Source organism: Mesorhizobium sp. M0518 (assembly GCF_040321125.1).
Classification (GTDB): Bacteria; Pseudomonadota; Alphaproteobacteria; order Rhizobiales; family Rhizobiaceae; genus Mesorhizobium.
The window spans coordinates 376,275-392,069 of record NZ_JAMYQY010000002.1 but is presented as its reverse complement, the minus strand read 5'-3'; the positions used below and the strand labels follow the sequence as shown (position 1 = coordinate 392,069).

At 61.6% G+C, this 15,795-nt stretch carries 28 protein-coding genes; all 28 read left to right on the top strand.

What is annotated here, in order from left to right; translation table 11 throughout:
• Window positions 1-809 (top strand): elongation factor Tu (locus NKI66_RS04965; protein WP_352751089.1); only part of this gene is annotated, 809 nt, incomplete at its 5' end.
• A gap of 69 nt (window positions 810-878) precedes the next feature.
• Window positions 879-1,187: a 30S ribosomal protein S10 gene (rpsJ, locus tag NKI66_RS04960; RefSeq protein WP_010909272.1), complete on the top strand. Its 309-nt coding sequence runs from the start codon at window positions 879-881 to the stop codon at window positions 1,185-1,187.
• Window positions 1,188-1,248: 61 nt separating this feature from the next.
• Entirely contained in the window at window positions 1,249-1,977 is a 729-nt protein-coding gene (gene rplC, locus NKI66_RS04955) for a 50S ribosomal protein L3 (protein ID WP_013531422.1), read from the top strand.
• On the top strand, window positions 1,977-2,597 hold the full coding sequence (rplD, locus tag NKI66_RS04950; RefSeq protein WP_013531423.1) for a 50S ribosomal protein L4: 621 nt from the start codon (window positions 1,977-1,979) through the stop codon (window positions 2,595-2,597). Before rplC ends, rplD begins: the two co-directional genes overlap by 1 nt.
• Window positions 2,594-2,887 (top strand): 50S ribosomal protein L23, encoded by a 294-nt coding sequence (locus NKI66_RS04945; RefSeq protein ID WP_013531424.1) that lies wholly within the window; start codon window positions 2,594-2,596, stop codon window positions 2,885-2,887. Before rplD ends, NKI66_RS04945 begins: the two co-directional genes overlap by 4 nt.
• Before the next feature lie 22 nt (window positions 2,888-2,909).
• On the top strand, window positions 2,910-3,743 hold the full coding sequence (gene rplB, locus NKI66_RS04940; protein WP_024505067.1) for a 50S ribosomal protein L2: 834 nt from the start codon (window positions 2,910-2,912) through the stop codon (window positions 3,741-3,743).
• A gap of 16 nt (window positions 3,744-3,759) precedes the next feature.
• Window positions 3,760-4,038, top strand: coding sequence for a 30S ribosomal protein S19 (gene rpsS / locus NKI66_RS04935; protein ID WP_006205463.1), 279 nt, complete (start codon window positions 3,760-3,762; stop codon window positions 4,036-4,038).
• Window positions 4,039-4,040: 2 nt separating this feature from the next.
• Window positions 4,041-4,430 carry a 50S ribosomal protein L22 gene (gene rplV, locus NKI66_RS04930; RefSeq protein WP_006205462.1) on the top strand — a complete coding sequence of 130 codons (390 nt, stop codon included), beginning with the start codon at window positions 4,041-4,043 and terminating at the stop codon, window positions 4,428-4,430.
• Window positions 4,430-5,155 (top strand): 30S ribosomal protein S3, encoded by a 726-nt coding sequence (gene rpsC / locus NKI66_RS04925; protein WP_013531426.1) that lies wholly within the window; start codon window positions 4,430-4,432, stop codon window positions 5,153-5,155. The genes rplV and rpsC overlap by 1 nt, the downstream gene beginning before the upstream one ends.
• 27 nt (window positions 5,156-5,182) lie before the next feature.
• Window positions 5,183-5,596, top strand: a complete 414-nt coding sequence (gene rplP / locus NKI66_RS04920; RefSeq protein WP_013531427.1) for a 50S ribosomal protein L16 — start codon at window positions 5,183-5,185, stop codon at window positions 5,594-5,596.
• A 13-nt stretch (window positions 5,597-5,609) separates the two neighbouring features.
• Entirely contained in the window at window positions 5,610-5,810 is a 201-nt protein-coding gene (gene rpmC / locus NKI66_RS04915) for a 50S ribosomal protein L29 (protein ID WP_006205459.1), read from the top strand.
• 11 nt (window positions 5,811-5,821) lie between these two features.
• Window positions 5,822-6,061: a 30S ribosomal protein S17 gene (gene rpsQ / locus NKI66_RS04910; protein WP_010909280.1), complete on the top strand. Its 240-nt coding sequence runs from the start codon at window positions 5,822-5,824 to the stop codon at window positions 6,059-6,061.
• An 83-nt stretch (window positions 6,062-6,144) separates the two neighbouring features.
• Window positions 6,145-6,513 carry a 50S ribosomal protein L14 gene (rplN, locus tag NKI66_RS04905; protein WP_006205457.1) on the top strand — a complete coding sequence of 123 codons (369 nt, stop codon included), beginning with the start codon at window positions 6,145-6,147 and terminating at the stop codon, window positions 6,511-6,513.
• A gap of 12 nt (window positions 6,514-6,525) precedes the next feature.
• A complete protein-coding gene (rplX, locus tag NKI66_RS04900; RefSeq protein WP_013531428.1) occupies window positions 6,526-6,840 on the top strand; it encodes a 50S ribosomal protein L24 in 315 nt (104 codons plus the stop codon).
• Complete coding sequence (gene rplE, locus NKI66_RS04895; RefSeq protein ID WP_013531429.1) at window positions 6,833-7,432, top strand: 50S ribosomal protein L5; 600 nt, start codon at window positions 6,833-6,835, stop codon at window positions 7,430-7,432. Before rplX ends, rplE begins: the two co-directional genes overlap by 8 nt.
• A gap of 27 nt (window positions 7,433-7,459) precedes the next feature.
• Window positions 7,460-7,765, top strand: a complete 306-nt coding sequence (rpsN, locus tag NKI66_RS04890) for a 30S ribosomal protein S14 (RefSeq protein WP_013895695.1) — start codon at window positions 7,460-7,462, stop codon at window positions 7,763-7,765.
• Between the two features lie 12 nt (window positions 7,766-7,777).
• Window positions 7,778-8,176, top strand: coding sequence for a 30S ribosomal protein S8 (rpsH, locus tag NKI66_RS04885; RefSeq protein ID WP_013531431.1), 399 nt, complete (start codon window positions 7,778-7,780; stop codon window positions 8,174-8,176).
• Window positions 8,177-8,265: 89 nt separating this feature from the next.
• Entirely contained in the window at window positions 8,266-8,799 is a 534-nt protein-coding gene (gene rplF, locus NKI66_RS04880; RefSeq protein ID WP_013895694.1) for a 50S ribosomal protein L6, read from the top strand.
• A 139-nt stretch (window positions 8,800-8,938) separates the two neighbouring features.
• On the top strand, window positions 8,939-9,298 hold the full coding sequence (gene rplR, locus NKI66_RS04875; protein ID WP_027038735.1) for a 50S ribosomal protein L18: 360 nt from the start codon (window positions 8,939-8,941) through the stop codon (window positions 9,296-9,298).
• A 148-nt stretch (window positions 9,299-9,446) separates the two neighbouring features.
• Window positions 9,447-10,010, top strand: coding sequence for a 30S ribosomal protein S5 (rpsE, locus tag NKI66_RS04870; RefSeq protein WP_006333394.1), 564 nt, complete (start codon window positions 9,447-9,449; stop codon window positions 10,008-10,010).
• Window positions 10,011-10,034: 24 nt separating this feature from the next.
• Window positions 10,035-10,232 (top strand): 50S ribosomal protein L30, encoded by a 198-nt coding sequence (rpmD, locus tag NKI66_RS04865; protein ID WP_006205449.1) that lies wholly within the window; start codon window positions 10,035-10,037, stop codon window positions 10,230-10,232.
• Window positions 10,233-10,254: 22 nt separating this feature from the next.
• The gene (gene rplO / locus NKI66_RS04860; protein ID WP_013531434.1) at window positions 10,255-10,731 is read left to right on the top strand and encodes a 50S ribosomal protein L15; all 477 of its coding nucleotides are present in this window, start codon (window positions 10,255-10,257) and stop codon (window positions 10,729-10,731) included.
• A gap of 192 nt (window positions 10,732-10,923) precedes the next feature.
• Window positions 10,924-12,264 (top strand): preprotein translocase subunit SecY, encoded by a 1,341-nt coding sequence (gene secY, locus NKI66_RS04855; RefSeq protein ID WP_023812083.1) that lies wholly within the window; start codon window positions 10,924-10,926, stop codon window positions 12,262-12,264.
• Window positions 12,261-12,857 (top strand): adenylate kinase, encoded by a 597-nt coding sequence (locus NKI66_RS04850; RefSeq protein WP_023812082.1) that lies wholly within the window; start codon window positions 12,261-12,263, stop codon window positions 12,855-12,857. Before secY ends, NKI66_RS04850 begins: the two co-directional genes overlap by 4 nt.
• 210 nt (window positions 12,858-13,067) lie before the next feature.
• Window positions 13,068-13,436: a 30S ribosomal protein S13 gene (gene rpsM / locus NKI66_RS04845; protein ID WP_013531437.1), complete on the top strand. Its 369-nt coding sequence runs from the start codon at window positions 13,068-13,070 to the stop codon at window positions 13,434-13,436.
• A 193-nt stretch (window positions 13,437-13,629) separates the two neighbouring features.
• Window positions 13,630-14,019: a 30S ribosomal protein S11 gene (rpsK, locus tag NKI66_RS04840; protein WP_006205444.1), complete on the top strand. Its 390-nt coding sequence runs from the start codon at window positions 13,630-13,632 to the stop codon at window positions 14,017-14,019.
• Window positions 14,020-14,121: 102 nt separating this feature from the next.
• The gene (locus NKI66_RS04835) at window positions 14,122-15,132 is read left to right on the top strand and encodes a DNA-directed RNA polymerase subunit alpha (RefSeq protein ID WP_023812081.1); all 1,011 of its coding nucleotides are present in this window, start codon (window positions 14,122-14,124) and stop codon (window positions 15,130-15,132) included.
• A gap of 104 nt (window positions 15,133-15,236) precedes the next feature.
• Window positions 15,237-15,668 (top strand): 50S ribosomal protein L17, encoded by a 432-nt coding sequence (rplQ, locus tag NKI66_RS04830; RefSeq protein WP_013531439.1) that lies wholly within the window; start codon window positions 15,237-15,239, stop codon window positions 15,666-15,668.
• The last annotated feature ends 127 nt before the right edge of the window (window positions 15,669-15,795 follow it).

Here is a 15,795-nt window from a genome sequence, read left to right as displayed (position 1 = left end):
TGCCGTCGATCGTGGTGTTCTTGAACAAGGTCGACCAGGTCGACGACGCCGAGCTGCTCGAACTGGTCGAGCTCGAGGTTCGCGAGCTTCTGACCAAGAACGAATTCCCCGGCGACGACATTCCGATCGTCAAGGGTTCGGCGCTGGCTGCTCTGGAAGACAGCGACAAGAAGATCGGTGAAGACGCGATCCGCGAGCTGATGGCTGCGGTCGATGCCTACATCCCGACGCCGGTTCGTCCGCTCGACAAGCCGTTCCTGATGCCGATCGAAGACGTGTTCTCGATCTCGGGCCGCGGCACGGTCGTGACCGGCCGCGTCGAGCGCGGCATTGTCAAGGTCGGCGAGGAGCTGGAGATCATCGGCATCCGTCCGACGACCAAGACGACCTGCACGGGCGTCGAGATGTTCCGCAAGCTGCTCGATCAGGGCCAGGCCGGCGACAACATCGGCGCGCTGCTGCGCGGCGTTGATCGTGAAGGTGTCGAGCGCGGTCAGGTTCTGGCCAAGCCGGGCACGGTGAAGCCGCACAAGAAGTTCGTGGCCGAAGCCTACATCCTGACCAAGGACGAAGGTGGCCGTCACACGCCGTTCTTCACCAACTACCGTCCGCAGTTCTACTTCCGCACGACGGACGTGACCGGCATCGTGTCGCTGCCGGAAGGCACCGAGATGGTGATGCCGGGCGACAATATCACGGTCGATGTCGAGCTGATCGTGCCGATCGCCATGGAAGAGAAGCTGCGCTTCGCTATCCGTGAAGGCGGCCGCACCGTCGGTGCCGGCATCGTCGTCACCATCAAAGAGTAATTTGGACTTAAACCGATCTGTCGCGGGCGCGGGAGTTGCCCGCGCCGCGCCAGAACAAGGAAGTGACGCATGAACGGACAGAATATCCGCATCCGCCTTAAGGCGTTTGACCACCGCGTGCTCGACGCCTCGACGAAAGAAATCGTGTCGACGGCCAAGCGTACCGGTGCAAACGTCCGCGGCCCCATTCCGCTGCCGACGCGGATCGAAAAGTTCACGGTCAACCGGTCGCCTCACGTCGACAAGAAGAGCCGCGAGCAGTTCGAGATGCGCACGCACAAGCGTCTGCTCGACATCGTCGATCCGACCCCGCAGACGGTCGATGCTTTGATGAAGCTCGATCTGGCCGCCGGCGTCGACGTCGAGATCAAGCTCTAAGGGAATGAGAGCGCGGTAAGGGGCGGTGCCCCTGGCCCGGAACTCTAAAGGAATTGAACCGATGCGTTCAGGTGTGATTGCAAAGAAGGTGGGAATGACCCGCATCTACAACGATGCCGGGGAACATGTTCCCGTCACCGTTCTCCTGATGGAGAACTGCCAGGTCGTGGCCCAGCGCACGCAAGAGAAGAATGGCTACACCGCCGTTCAGCTCGGCGTTGGCCTTGCCAAGGTGAAGAACACGTCGAAGGCGATGCGCGGCCATTTCGCGACCGCTTCCGTCGAGCCGAAGGCGAAGGTCGCCGAGTTCCGCGTCTCCGCCGACAACATGATCGATGTCGGCGCCGAGATCACTGTCGAGCACTTCGTCGCCGGCCAGAAGGTCGATGTGACGGGCACGACGATCGGCAAGGGCTTTCAGGGCGTCATCAAGCGCCACCACATGGGCGGTGGCCGTGCAACGCACGGTAACTCGGTTTCGCACCGTACGCACGGTTCGACCGGCCAGCGCCAGGACCCGGGCAAGGTGTTCAAGGGCAAGCATATGGCTGGCCACATGGGCGACACCCGCGTCACCACGCAGAATGTCGAGATCGTATCGACCGACGCCGACCGCGGCCTGATCCTGATCCGCGGTGCGGTTCCCGGATCGAAGGGCGCCTGGATCCTGGTCCGCGATGCGGCCAAGGTGGCACTGCCGGCCAATGCGCCGAAGCCTGCCGCGATCCGCGCCGTTGCTGCCGAAAGTGGCGCCAAGAACGAGGCTCCGGCCACAGAGGGAGCGGAATAATGGATCTCAAGATCACAACGCTGGGCGGCAAGGACGCCGGCAAGGTGGAACTCTCCGACGAGATTTTCGGCCTTGATCCGCGCGAAGACATCCTGCAGCGCGTCGTGCGCTGGCAGCTTGCCAAGAAGCAGCAGGGCACGCACAAGACCAAGGGTCGCGCCGAGATCGCGCGCACCGGCGCCAAGATGTACAAGCAGAAGGGTACGGGCCGCGCCCGTCACCATTCGGCACGCGCTCCGCAGTTCCGTGGCGGCGGCAAGGCCCACGGCCCGGTCGTTCGCAGCCACGAGCACGAATTGCCGAAGAAGGTTCGTGCTCTCGGCCTCAAGCATGCTCTCTCGGCCAAGGCCAAGAGCGCGTCGATCATCATCATCGACGAGCTGAAGCTGACCGAGGCCAAGACGAAGGCGCTGATCGCGAATTTCGCGACGCTGGGCCTGACCAACGCTCTGCTGATCGGCGGCGCCGAGCTTGACAAGAACTTCAAGCTGGCGGCGACGAACATCCCCAACATCGACGTGCTGCCCATCCAGGGCATCAACGTCTACGACATTCTGCGCCGCGGCACGCTGGTCCTTTCGAAGGCCGCCGTCGAGGCTCTCGAGGAGCGCTTTAAATGACCGACCTTCGTCATTACGACGTGATCGTCTCGCCGGCGATCACCGAAAAGTCGACCATGGCCTCCGAGCAGAACAAGGTCGTCTTCAACGTCGCCAAGAAGGCGTCGAAGCCGGAAATCAAGGCCGCCGTCGAAGCGCTGTTCGGCGTCAAGGTGATGGCCGTGAACACGCTTGTCCGCAAGGGCAAGATCAAGCGCTTCCGTGGCACGGTTGGCCGCCAGAGCGACGTCAAGAAGGCGGTTGTGACGCTGGCCGATGGTCAGTCGATCGACGTCGCGACGGGTCTCTGAGTAAGGCCGCGAGGACAGAACAATGGCACTGAAAAAATTCAACCCGGTAACGCCCAGCACACGTCAGCTGGTCATCGTCGACCGCTCGGGCCTCTACAAGGGCAAGCCCGTCAAGGGTCTGACCGAAGGCCTGACCAAGTCGGGCGGCCGCAACAATCACGGTCGCATCACCGCCCGCTTCATCGGCGGTGGTCACAAGCGTTCGTACCGCATCATCGACTTCAAGCGCCGCAAGTTCGACGTCGTCGGCACGGTCGAGCGCATTGAGTACGATCCGAACCGCACCGCCTTCATCGCGCTGATCAAGTATGATGATGGCGAGCTGTCCTACATCATCGCTCCGCAGCGTCTGGCTCCCGGCGACAAGATCGTCTCCGGTGAATCGGTCGACGTGAAGCCGGGCAATGCGATGCCGCTGGCTTCGATGCCGGTCGGCACCATCGTCCACAACATCGAGCTGAAGCCGGGCAAGGGCGCTCAGGTCGCCCGTTCGGCAGGTGGTTACGGTCAGCTGGTCGGTCGTGACCAGGGCATGGCGATCCTGCGCCTCAATTCGGGCGAGCAGCGTGTCGTTCACGGCTCCTGCATGGCCACTGTCGGTGCGGTGTCCAATCCGGACCACGGCAACATCAATGACGGCAAGGCCGGTCGCACGGTCTGGCGTGGCAAGCGCCCGCACAATCGCGGCGTGACCATGAACCCGGTCGACCATCCGCACGGCGGCGGCGAAGGCCGCACCTCGGGTGGCCGCCATCCGGTTTCGCCCTGGGGCAAGCCGACCAAGGGCAAGAAGACGCGGTCCAACAAGGCGACCGACAAGTTCATCCTGCGCTCGCGCCATCAGCGCAAGAGCTAAGAAGAGGTAACGCCAAGTGACTCGTTCGATTTGGAAAGGCCCCTTCATTGACGGCTACCTTCTCAAGAAGGTGGACAAGGTTCGTGAAGGTGGTCGCAATGAGGTGATCAAGATGTGGAGCCGTCGCTCCACCATCCTGCCGCAGTTCGTCGGCTTCACCTTCGGTGTCTACAACGGCCAGAAGCATGTTCCCGTCTCGGTGAACGAGGACATGGTCGGTCACAAGTTCGGTGAATTCGCTCCGACCCGGACCTATTACGGTCACGGCGCGGATAAGAAGGCGAAGAGGAAATAATCATGGGCAAGGCCAAAGCTCCGCGCAGGCTTGCTGATAACGAAGCGCGCGCCGTATTGCGCACGATCCGTATCAGCCCGCAGAAGCTCAACCTCGTTGCCGCGCTGATCCGCGGCAAGAAGGTCGCGACAGCGCTTTCCGATCTCGAATTCTCGGCCAAGCGGATTTCCGGCACGGTCAAGAAGACGCTGGAATCGGCAATCGCCAACGCGGAAAACAACCACGACCTGGATGTCGATGCACTGATCGTGGCGGAAGCCTATGTCGGCAAGTCGATCGTCATGAAGCGGTTCCATGCCCGTGGTCGCGGTCGCGCCAGCCGTATCGAGAAGCCGTTCTCGCACCTCACGATCGTCGTTCGTGAAGTCGAAGAAAAAGGGGAGGCCGCATAATGGGCCAGAAAGTCAATCCGATCGGTCTTCGCCTCGGCATCAACCGCACCTGGGATTCGCGCTGGTTCGCGAACACCGGCGAGTACGGCAAGCTGCTGCATGAGGACATCAAGATCCGCAAGTATCTCGAGAAGGAGCTCAAGCAGGCTGCCATCTCGAAGGTCGTGATCGAGCGTCCGCACAAGAAGTGCCGCGTCACCATCCACGCCGCGCGCCCGGGTCTGATCATCGGCAAGAAGGGCGCCGACATCGAGAAGCTTCGCAAGAAGCTGATGGAGATGACGAAGTCCGAGACGCACCTCAACATCGTTGAAGTGCGCAAGCCGGAAATCGACGCGACCCTGGTCGCCCAGTCGATCGCCCAGCAGCTCGAGCGTCGTATCGCGTTCCGCCGCGCCATGAAGCGTGCCGTTCAATCGGCGATGCGCCTCGGTGCCGAAGGCATCCGCATCAACTGCGCCGGCCGCCTCGGCGGCGCCGAGATCGCGCGCATGGAATGGTATCGCGAAGGCCGCGTGCCGCTGCATACGCTGCGTGCGGACGTCGACTACGGTACGGCCGAAGCGCACACGGCTTATGGCATCTGCGGCGTCAAGGTCTGGGTGTTCAAGGGCGAAATCCTTGAGCATGACCCGATGGCTTCGGAGCGTCGGGCCAGCGAAAGCGATGCAGCGCATGGCGGTGGTGGTGATCGCGAACGCGGTCGTCGTCGCGAAAACGCCTGAGACATTTAGGAATTTGGAGTTAGAACGATGCTGCAGCCAAAGCGCACAAAGTTCCGCAAGCAGTTCAAGGGCCGTATCCATGGTACCGCAAAGGGCGGCACCAACCTGGATTTCGGTGGTTTCGGGCTGAAGGCGCTTGAGCCGAACCGCGTCACCGCACGTGAGATCGAGGCGGCCCGCCGCGCGATCACGCGTGAAATGAAGCGCGCTGGTCGCGTCTGGATCCGTATTTTCCCGGACGTGCCGGTCACTTCGAAGCCGACCGAAGTCCGCATGGGTAAGGGCAAGGGTGCGGTCGACTACTGGGCGGCGCGCGTCAAGCCGGGCCGTATCATGTTCGAGATCGACGGCGTCAATGAAGAAACCGCCCGTGAGGCACTGCGTCTCGGCGCGGCCAAGCTCTCGGTCAAGACGCGCTTCGTGCAGCGCATCGCAGAATAAGGACGGGCTGATCATGAAAGCCGAAGACATCCGGACCAAGACCCAGGACCAGCTGACCGACGACCTGGCCAGCCTGAAGAAGGAGCAGTTCAACCTGCGCTTCCAGAAGGCCACCGGCCAGCTCGAGAAGACCGCGCGCGTGAGACAGGTCCGTAAGGATATTGCGCGTATCAAGACCATCGCTGCGGAAAAGTCCGCGGCTAAGAAGGCTTAAGGACGAAAACCATGCCAAAGCGCATTCTGCAGGGCACCGTCGTCAGCGACAAGAACGAGAAGACGGTTGTCGTCAAGGTCGAACGGCGCTTCACGCATCCCGTGATGAAGAAGACCGTGCGCATGACCAAGAAGTACAAGGCGCACGACGAGAACAACGCCCACAAGGTAGGCGATCAGGTGTTCATCCAGGAATCGAAGCCGATTTCCAAGGACAAGCGCTGGATCGTCGTGTCTTCGGACCAAGCCTGACCTCGGGCGTAAACAACGAATTTTGGACAGACCGGGGAGGGGCTTTGAGCCCATCCCGTTAGAAGAGAAGAAGGCGGCCAGTCATGATTCAGATGCAAACAAACCTCGACGTCGCGGATAATTCCGGCGCCCGTCGTGTCATGTGCATCAAGGTGCTGGGCGGCTCGAAGCGGAAATACGCTTCCGTGGGCGACATCATCGTGGTGTCGATCAAGGAAGCCATTCCGCGCGGCCGCGTGAAGAAGGGCGATGTGATGAAGGCGGTCGTGGTTCGCACGGCCAAGGACATCCGCCGCCCGGACGGCAGCGTGATCCGTTTCGACAAGAACGCGGCCGTTCTCGTCGACAACAAGAAAGAGCCGATCGGCACGCGTATCTTCGGACCGGTTCCGCGCGAACTCCGCGCCAAGAACCACATGAAGATCATCTCGCTCGCGCCTGAAGTGCTGTAAGGAGCCGGACCAATGCAAAAGATTAGAAAAGGCGACAAGGTCGTCGTGCTGGCCGGCAAGGACAAGGGCCGTTCGGGCGAAGTCCTCTCGGTGCAGCCGAAGGAAGACACCGCGCTGGTGCGCGGCGTCAACATGATCCGCCGTCACCAGAAGCAGTCCCAGTCCCAAGAGGGCGGGATCATCACCAAGGAAGCGCCGATCCAGCTGTCGAACATCGCGCTGGCCGACCCCAAGGATGGCAAGCCGACCCGCGTCGGCTTCATCTTCCAGAAGGACGGCAAGAAGGTGCGCGTCGCCAAGCGCTCGGGAGAAGTCATCAATGGCTAAGGCTCAAACCACGAAGCCCAAGGCTGAAAGCAAACAGTCCAAGGCTCAGAACACGCCGCGCCTCAAGCAGGTCTACAACGAGACCATCCGCAAGGCGCTGCAGGAACAGTTCGGCTACGACAACGAGATGCAGGTTCCGCGCATCGACAAGATCGTGCTGAACATGGGCGTTGGCGAAGCGACCGCCGATTCGAAGAAGCCTTCGATCGCGGCCGAAGACCTGGCGATGATCGCCGGCCAGAAGGCCGTCGTCACCCGCGCCCGCAATTCGATCGCCGGCTTCAAGGTCCGCGAGAAGATGCCGATCGGTGCCAAGGTCACGTTGCGCAAGGAACGCATGTACGAGTTCCTCGACCGCCTCGTGAACATCGCACTGCCGCGCGTCCGCGACTTTCGCGGACTGAATCCGAAGAGCTTCGATGGCCGTGGCAACTACGCCATGGGCATCAAGGAACACATCGTGTTCCCGGAGATCAACTACGACAAGGTTGATCAGATCTGGGGCATGGACGTCATCGTTTGTACGACTGCGAAGACGGACGACGAAGCCAGGGCATTGCTCAAGGCCTTCAACTTCCCCTTCCGCCAGTAACGGCAGCGAGAAAAGGAAAAATCTGAAATGGCAAAGACCAGCTCAGTCGAGAAGAACAACAGGCGCCGCAAGCTTGCCGACCAGTACGGTCCCAAGCGGGCTGCGCTCAAGGCGATCATCATGGATCAGTCCAAGCCGATGGAAGAGCGCTTCCGCGCTCAGCTCAAGCTTGCCGCCATGCCGCGCAACTCGGCCAAGATCCGCATCCGCAACCGCTGCGAAGTCACCGGCCGTCCGCGCGCCTACTATCGCAAGCTCAAAGTATCGCGCATCGCGCTTCGTGATCTCGGCAATAACGGCCAGATCCCGGGCCTGGTCAAGTCGAGCTGGTAAGGAGGACATAACATGTCATTGAGCGATCCTCTCGGCGATATGCTGACCCGCATCCGCAACGCGTATGGCCGCAAGAAGTCGAGCGTTTCGACGCCGGCTTCGCGTCTGCGCACCCGCGTCCTCGACGTGCTGAAGGCTGAAGGCTATATCCGCGATTACAGCCAGACCGACTTCGACAACGGCAAGTCCGAAATCGAGATCGAGCTGAAGTATTTCGACGGCGCGCCGGTCGTGCGCGAAATCGCCCGCGTCTCGAAGCCAGGCCGCCGCGTCTATGTTTCGGCCAAGTCGATTCCGCAGGTCGCCAACGGCCTCGGCATCGCCATCCTTTCGACACCGAAGGGCGTGATGGCCGACCACGAAGCACGTGAACAGAACGTCGGCGGTGAGATCCTCTGCCAGATCTTCTGATCTGGCAGTTGACCGCAAAGTGGAATCCGGTCTTCGGATCGTTCCCGAAGACAGAGACCTGAAACAAGAGAAGTGACGAGGACAACAAAATGTCTCGTATTGGAAAGAAACCCGTTTCGCTGCCGCAGGGCGTGACCGCGACCGTCAACGGCCAGACCGTGACGGCGAAGGGCCCCAAGGGTGAGCTGAAGTTCGTGGTGAACGACGAAGTCCTGGTCAAGATGGAAGGCAGCGAGATCGCTGTCCAGCCGCGCGACCAGACCAAGACCGCCCGCTCCAAGTGGGGCATGTCGCGCACGCAGATCGTCAACATCCTGCAGGGCGTCAAGGACGGTTTCGAGAAGAAGCTCGAGATCACCGGCGTCGGTTATCGCGCGGCACTTCAGGGCAAGAACCTGCAGCTGGCGCTTGGCTTCAGCCATGACGTCGTCTATGAGACGCCGGCCGGCATCACCATCACGGTGCCGAAGCCGACCGAAATCACCGTGGCCGGCATCGACAAGCAGCAGGTCGGCCAGGTTGCGGCCGAGATCCGCGAGTATCGTGGTCCGGAGCCCTACAAGGGCAAGGGCGTCCGCTATGCTGGCGAGAAGATCGTCCGCAAGGAAGGCAAGAAGAAGTAGTGGGCCTGGCCTCGAAAAGTCCAAGACTTTTCGGAAAAGGCCAAGCTGGGAAGTGTAACGCCGCGGGGAGCGGTCGCGGGAGGCGCTTTCGCCTGCCGCATATGGCGGCCCCCGTTTTTTGAAGGCAAGGAAGACCATCATGGGTACCAAGGAATCCACGCAGCGCCGCGCGCAGCGCGTCCGCCGTCAGATCAAGAAGGTCGCCGGCGAGCGCCCGCGTCTGTCGGTCCACCGCACGTCGAAGAACATCTACGTGCAGGTCATCGACGACGCCAAGGGCCACACCATCGCTGCCGCTTCGACGCTCGAGAAGGACCTCAAGGGTTCGCTCAAGACCGGCGCCGACACCGCCGCCGCCGCAGCGATCGGCAAGCTGATCGCCGAGCGCGCCACCAAGGCCGGCGTCAAGGAAGTCGTCTTCGACCGCGGCGCCTACATTTATCACGGCCGCGTCAAGGCGCTCGCCGAGGCTGCCCGCGAAGGTGGCTTGAGCTTTTAAGCATAGTCCCGAAAAGTTGCAGACTTTTCGGATAGGGATTATGCGAAGAAATTGATTTCGCCCCCGGTGACCGTTTCCCGATTTATTCGGGGCGAGGCACCGGATCTTATTAGCAACCGTGCTTCCGGAAAAAAACAAGGAACAGGATATGGCACAGGAACGTAGGGATGGCGGCCGCGGCCGCGATCGTGAAGAACGCGATGACGGCATGGTGGACAAGCTCGTCCACATCAACCGCGTCGCCAAGGTCGTCAAGGGCGGCCGTCGCTTCGGTTTTGCAGCACTCGTCGTCGTCGGCGACCAGAAGGGCCGCGTCGGCTTTGGTCACGGCAAGGCGCGCGAAGTGCCGGAAGCCATCCGCAAGGCAACTGAATCGGCCAAGCGCGACATGATCTTCGTGCCGCTGCGCTCGGGCCGTACGCTGCACCATGACGTCGAAGGACGCTGGGGCGCCGGACGCGTGCTGCTGCGCGCCGCCAAGCAAGGTACCGGCATCATCGCCGGTGGCCCGATGCGCGCTGTCTTCGAGACGCTCGGCATGCATGACGTGGTCGCCAAGTCGATGGGTTCGTCGAACCCCTACAACATGGTTCGCGCCACCTTCGACGCGCTGAAGAGCCAGATGCATCCCAAGGATGTGGCTGCTGCTCGCGGCATCAAGTATTCGACCCTTCAGGCCCGCCGCGGCACCGCCGTTGCGGCTGAAGAATAGTCGATCTGACCAGGGATTTTGACCATGGCCAAGAAAGCAACCAAGACCATCACCGTTGAGCAGATCGGTTCGCCGATCCGCCGTCCGAAGGAACAGCGCGCAACGCTGGTCGGCCTCGGCCTCAACAAGATGCACAAGCAGCGCACGCTGGAAGATACGCCCTCCGTGCGCGGCATGATCGCTGCCGTCCAGCATCTCGTCCGCGTCGTGGACGAGGGCTGAGCCAGAGCGCAGGAGAACTCAGATGAAACTCAACGATCTGCGTGACAAGGACGGCGCGACGCACTCCAAGAAGCGTCTCGGCCGTGGTATCGGCTCCGGCTCGGGCAAGACCGGCGGTCGCGGCGTCAAGGGCCAGAAGGCGCGCTCCGGCGTCGCCATCAACGGTTTCGAGGGTGGCCAGATGCCGCTCTACCGGCGCCTGCCGAAGCGTGGCTTTAACAACATCTTCGCCAAGAGCTTCACTGTCGTGTCGCTGGCCCGCATTCAGGTGGCCATCGACGCCAAGAAGCTCGATGCCAAGGCGACCGTGACGGCTGAATCGCTGGTTGCCGCCGGCGTCATCCGCCGCGTCAAGGACGGCGTGCGCATCCTCTCGGATGGCGAGATCAAGGCGAAGCTCGCCTTTGACGTCGCCGGCGCCTCCAAGGCCGCGATCGAGAAGATCGAAAAGGCCGGCGGTTCGGTCAAGCTGCCGCAGGAAAAGGCAGCTGCCGAGTAACGGCAATTTGAAGCGCGATCGGCAAGAGTGGGATCCGTTTTTGCTCACGATTGCGCTTTGATCTGCTCAACGAGGCGGCCGCGTCAACGCGGCCGCTTGCATGTTTAGAGCCCGGAGCTTATCTCGTGAGCTTCGGTGAAACGCGCCGCCTGACCTCAGGGCCATCAAGCGTTACCAAGCGGAGAATCAGGCATGGCTTCGGCTGCTGAACAATTAGCCTCGAATCTGAATTTCTCGGCCTTCGCCAAGGCGGAGGATTTGAAGAAGCGCATCTGGTTCACGATCGGCGCGCTGCTCGTCTATCGCCTCGGCACCTACATCCCGCTTCCTGGTATCAATCCCGACGCCTTCGCCCAGGCATTCTCTTCGCAGAGCAAGGGCGTGCTCGGCATGTTCAACATGTTCGCCGGCGGCGCCGTGCAGCGCATGGCGATCTTTGCGCTCGGCATCATGCCTTACATCTCCGCGTCCATCATCATGCAGCTGATGACCTCGGTCATCCCGTCACTGGAAGCGCTGAAGAAGGAAGGCGAACAGGGCCGCAAGGTCATCAACCAATACACGCGCTACGGCACCGTGCTGCTTGCGCTGGTTCAGGCCTATGGCATTTCTGTCGGTCTGGAAGGCGGCAACGGCATCGTCAGCGATCCCGGCATGTTCTTCCGCATCTCGACCGTTGTCACGCTGGTCGGCGGCACCATGTTCCTGATGTGGCTGGGCGAGCAGATAACCGCGCGCGGCATCGGCAACGGCATTTCCCTGATCATCTTCTCCGGCATCGTCGCCGGCCTGCCGCACGCCATCTCCGGCACGCTGGAGCTTGGCCGCACCGGCGCGCTGTCGACCGGCCTGATCCTGGCGATCATCGTGCTGGCCGTCGTCGTCATCGCACTCATCGTGTTCTTCGAGCGCGCCCAGCGCCGCTTGCTGATCCAGTATCCGAAGCGCCAGGTCGGCAACCGCATGTTCCAGGGCGATACCTCGCATCTGCCGCTGAAGCTCAACACGTCGGGTGTCATTCCGCCGATCTTCGCCTCGTCGCTGCTGTTGCTGCCGGCCACCGTCGCGGGTTTCTCGCAGACGACCAACATGCCGGCCTGGGCAAGCACCATTCTGGCTGCACTCGGACATGGCCAGCCGCTCTACATGGCATTCTATGCGGCGATGATCGCGTTCTTCGCTTTCTTCTACACTGCGATTGTCTTCAACCCGAAGGACACCGCCGACCAGCTCAAGAAGCATTCAGGCTTCATCCCGGGTTATCGTCCGGGCGAGCGCACCGCCGATTACATCGATTACGTTCTCACCCGCATCACCGTCGTCGGCGCCATCTATCTGGTGCTGGTGTGCCTGCTGCCGGAGTTCCTGATCTCGGCGACTGGCGTACCATTCTACCTTGGTGGCACATCGCTTCTGATCGTGGTCAGTGTCACGCTCGATACGGTTGCGCAGATTCAGGGCCACCTGATTGCGCACCAGTATGAAGGCCTGATCAAGAAGTCGAAGCTGCGCGGGGGGAAGAAAGCCAGATGAGGTTGATATTGCTTGGGCCGCCAGGAGCGGGCAAGGGGACGCAAGCACAAAGACTGGTAGAAAAACACGGCATACCCCAGCTCTCGACGGGCGACATGCTGCGTGCTGCCGTCCAGGCAGGCACCGAAGTCGGCAAGCGCGCCAAGGCGGTGATGGATGCCGGTGAACTGGTGTCCGATGCGATCGTCAACGCGATCGTCGCCGAGCGTATCGATCAGCCCGACTGCGCCAAGGGGTTCATCCTCGACGGCTATCCGCGGACCCTGGTGCAGGCGGATGCGGTCGAGCAGATGCTGTTGGATCGCTCCCAGGCCCTCGACGCCGTCATTGAGCTCGTGGTCGACGACAAGGCTCTGGTTGGCCGGATCGTCAAGCGCGCCGACGAGGCGCAGGCAGCCGGCCTTCCCGTTCGCAAGGACGACAACCCGACGGTGTTCGAAGAGCGCCTGAGGGAATACTACAAGAAGACGTCGCCGCTGATTGGCTACTACTATGCCAAGGGCAAGCTCCGCAGTGTCGACGGCATGGCCGATATCGACGCCGTGACGGAACAGATCGAAGCGGTGCTCAAGGACGCAGTGCGGGGAAATTAACGATTGCACTTGACGGAAGCGGTTCGCTGCGGTATGGCGGCCCGTCTTCCTATCAGGCATGAGCTTTGCTTGTCCGCAAGGGCAAGGCAGCCGCATTGAACTGGAAACTCCCGCATGGGCCGGCCTCCACCGGACGCGGGGCAACTTAAGACAGCGCCGTGCCCGCCTCGTTTTTGAGGATTGGCCGGCCCACATGGAGAAGGGAAGAACATGGCTCGTATAGCCGGCGTCAACATTCCGACCAACAAGCGCGTTGTCATTGCGCTTCAGTACATTCACGGCATTGGCAAGCGGTTCGCCCAGGAGATCGTCGACAAGGTCGGCATCCCGGCCGAGCGCCGCGTCAACCAGCTGACCGACGCGGAAGTGCTGCAGATCCGCGAAACCATCGACCGCGATTACCAGGTTGAAGGCGACCTGCGCCGCGAAGTCTCTATGAACATCAAGCGGCTCATGGACCTCGGCTGCTACCGCGGCCTGCGTCACCGCCGCTCGCTGCCGGTCCGCGGCCAGCGCACGCATACCAATGCGCGCACCCGCAAGGGCCCGGCCAAGTCGATCGCCGGCAAGAAGAAGTAATTTGTTAGGGGAATAAGGGAGTAGGGGAGTAAGGCAGTAGGGGAGTAAGGCAGTAGGGGAGTAAGGCAGTAGGGAATGCCCATCAATCGGGCCGCACTTTTCCCTACTCCCTTACTGCCCTATTCCCCTACTCCCTTACGAAGGTGGAGCCGCTGGCATTACGGCGGTGTAGAGATCAACTGAAAGGACTATCATGGCCAAGGAAGCCGCTCGTGTTCGCCGTCGCGAACGCAAGAATATCTCGTCGGGCGTTGCCCACGTCAATTCGACCTTCAACAACACGATGATCACCATCACCGACGCGCAGGGCAATTCGATTGCCTGGTCGTCGGCCGGTGCCCAGGGCTTCAAGGGTTCGCGCAAGTCGACCCCGTTCGCTGCCCAGATGGCTGCCGAGGATGTTGCCAAGAAGGCCCAGGAACACGGCATGCGCATGCTCGAAGTCGAGGTCTGCGGGCCCGGCTCCGGTCGTGAATCGGCATTGCGCGCCCTGCAGGCCGCCGGCTTCACCATCACGTCGATCCGTGATGTGACGCCGATCCCGCACAATGGCTGCCGCCCGCGCAAGAAGCGTCGCGTCTAAGCATTTATCGAACGCCGCGCGAGCGCCCTTGGGCGCTCCTCCGCGGCATTCCAGGTCGCCCGCCACGATTGGATGGTGGCGGGTCAACGGAAGGAAAGCATCATGATCCAGAAAAATTGGCAGGAACTGATCAAGCCGAACAAGATCGAGTTCTCGTCGAAGAAGAAGACGCTGACCACGCTGGTCGCCGAGCCTCTCGAGCGTGGCTTTGGCCTGACGCTGGGCAACGCGCTGCGCCGCGTGCTTCTGTCTTCGCTGCGCGGTGCGGCTGTTACCGCCGTGCAGATCGACGGCGTTCTGCATGAATTCTCGTCCATCGCCGGTGTGCGCGAGGACGTGACCGACATCGTCTTGAATATCAAGGAAATCGCCATCCGCATGGAAGGCGATGGTCCCAAGCGCATGGTCGTTCGCAAGCAGGGACCGGGTGCTGTTCTTGCCGGTGACATCCAGACGGTTGGCGACGTCGAGATCCTCAACCCCGACCACGTCATCTGCACGCTGGACGAAGGCGCTGAAATCCGCATGGAATTCACCGTCGACACCGGCAAGGGTTACGTGCCGGCCGACCGCAACCGCGCCGAAGACGCGCCGATCGGCTTGATCCCGGTCGACAGCCTTTATTCGCCGGTCAAGAAGGTCTCCTACAAGGTCGAGAACACCCGCGAGGGTCAGGTTCTCGACTATGACAAGCTGACCATGACGATCGACACCGACGGTTCGATCACCGGCGAGGACGCGGTGGCTTTCGCCGCCCGCATCCTGCAGGACCAGCTCGGCCTGTTCGTCAACTTCGACGAGCCGCAAAAGGAAGTCGCCGCCGAGGCCGTCACCGAGCTCGCCTTCAACCCGGCGCTGCTCAAGAAGGTCGACGAACTCGAGCTTTCGGTGCGTTCGGCCAACTGCCTGAAGAACGACAACATCGTCTATATCGGCGACCTGATCCAGAAGACCGAAGCCGAGATGCTCCGCACCCCGAACTTCGGCCGCAAGTCGCTGAACGAGATCAAGGAAGTCCTGGCGGCGATGGGCCTGCACCTCGGCATGGAAGTGCCGGACTGGCCGCCGGAAAATATCGAAGACCTCGCTAAGCGTTACGAAGACCAATATTGAGCATGAATTCCAAGGATCGGCGGCGTGGGCCGCTCGATCCGACGGTCATGCGGAAAACCATCAGAGGCCACGGCCTCTTGAACAACTGAAGAAGGAAAAGAGCCATGCGCCACGGTTTCAAAGGCCGTCGCTTCGCCCGAAGCATTAGCCATCGCAAGTCGATGTTCGCCAACCTCGCCGTGTCGCTGCTCGAGCACGAGCAGATCGTCACGACCTTGCCGAAGGCGAAGGACCTGCGTCCGATCGTCGAGAAGCTGGTGACGCTCGGCAAGCGCGGCGACCTGCACGCCCGCCGCCAGGTCATTGCGCAGATCGGCAATGAAGGCGTCGTCAAGCGTCTGTTCGATACCATCGCGCCGCGCTACGCCAACCGCAATGGCGGCTATCTGCGCATCATGAAGGCGGGCTTCCGTCACGGTGACAACGCCGCCATGGCTGTCATCGAGTTCGTCGATCGCGACGTCTCGGCCAAGGGCGCAGGCGACCGCGCTCGCATCGAAGCCGAAAGCGCTGACGCGGACGCCGCAGCCGCATAAGGCTCGGTTTTCCCAAATGACTTCAAAGGGGCCTGCGGGCCCCTTTTTTGTTTTCTGAAAGCAGCAAACCGCGGCGGAATCCGATTTCCTGGCTTGGCCCTGGGGTTTTGGCCCAAAATAGTCGGAT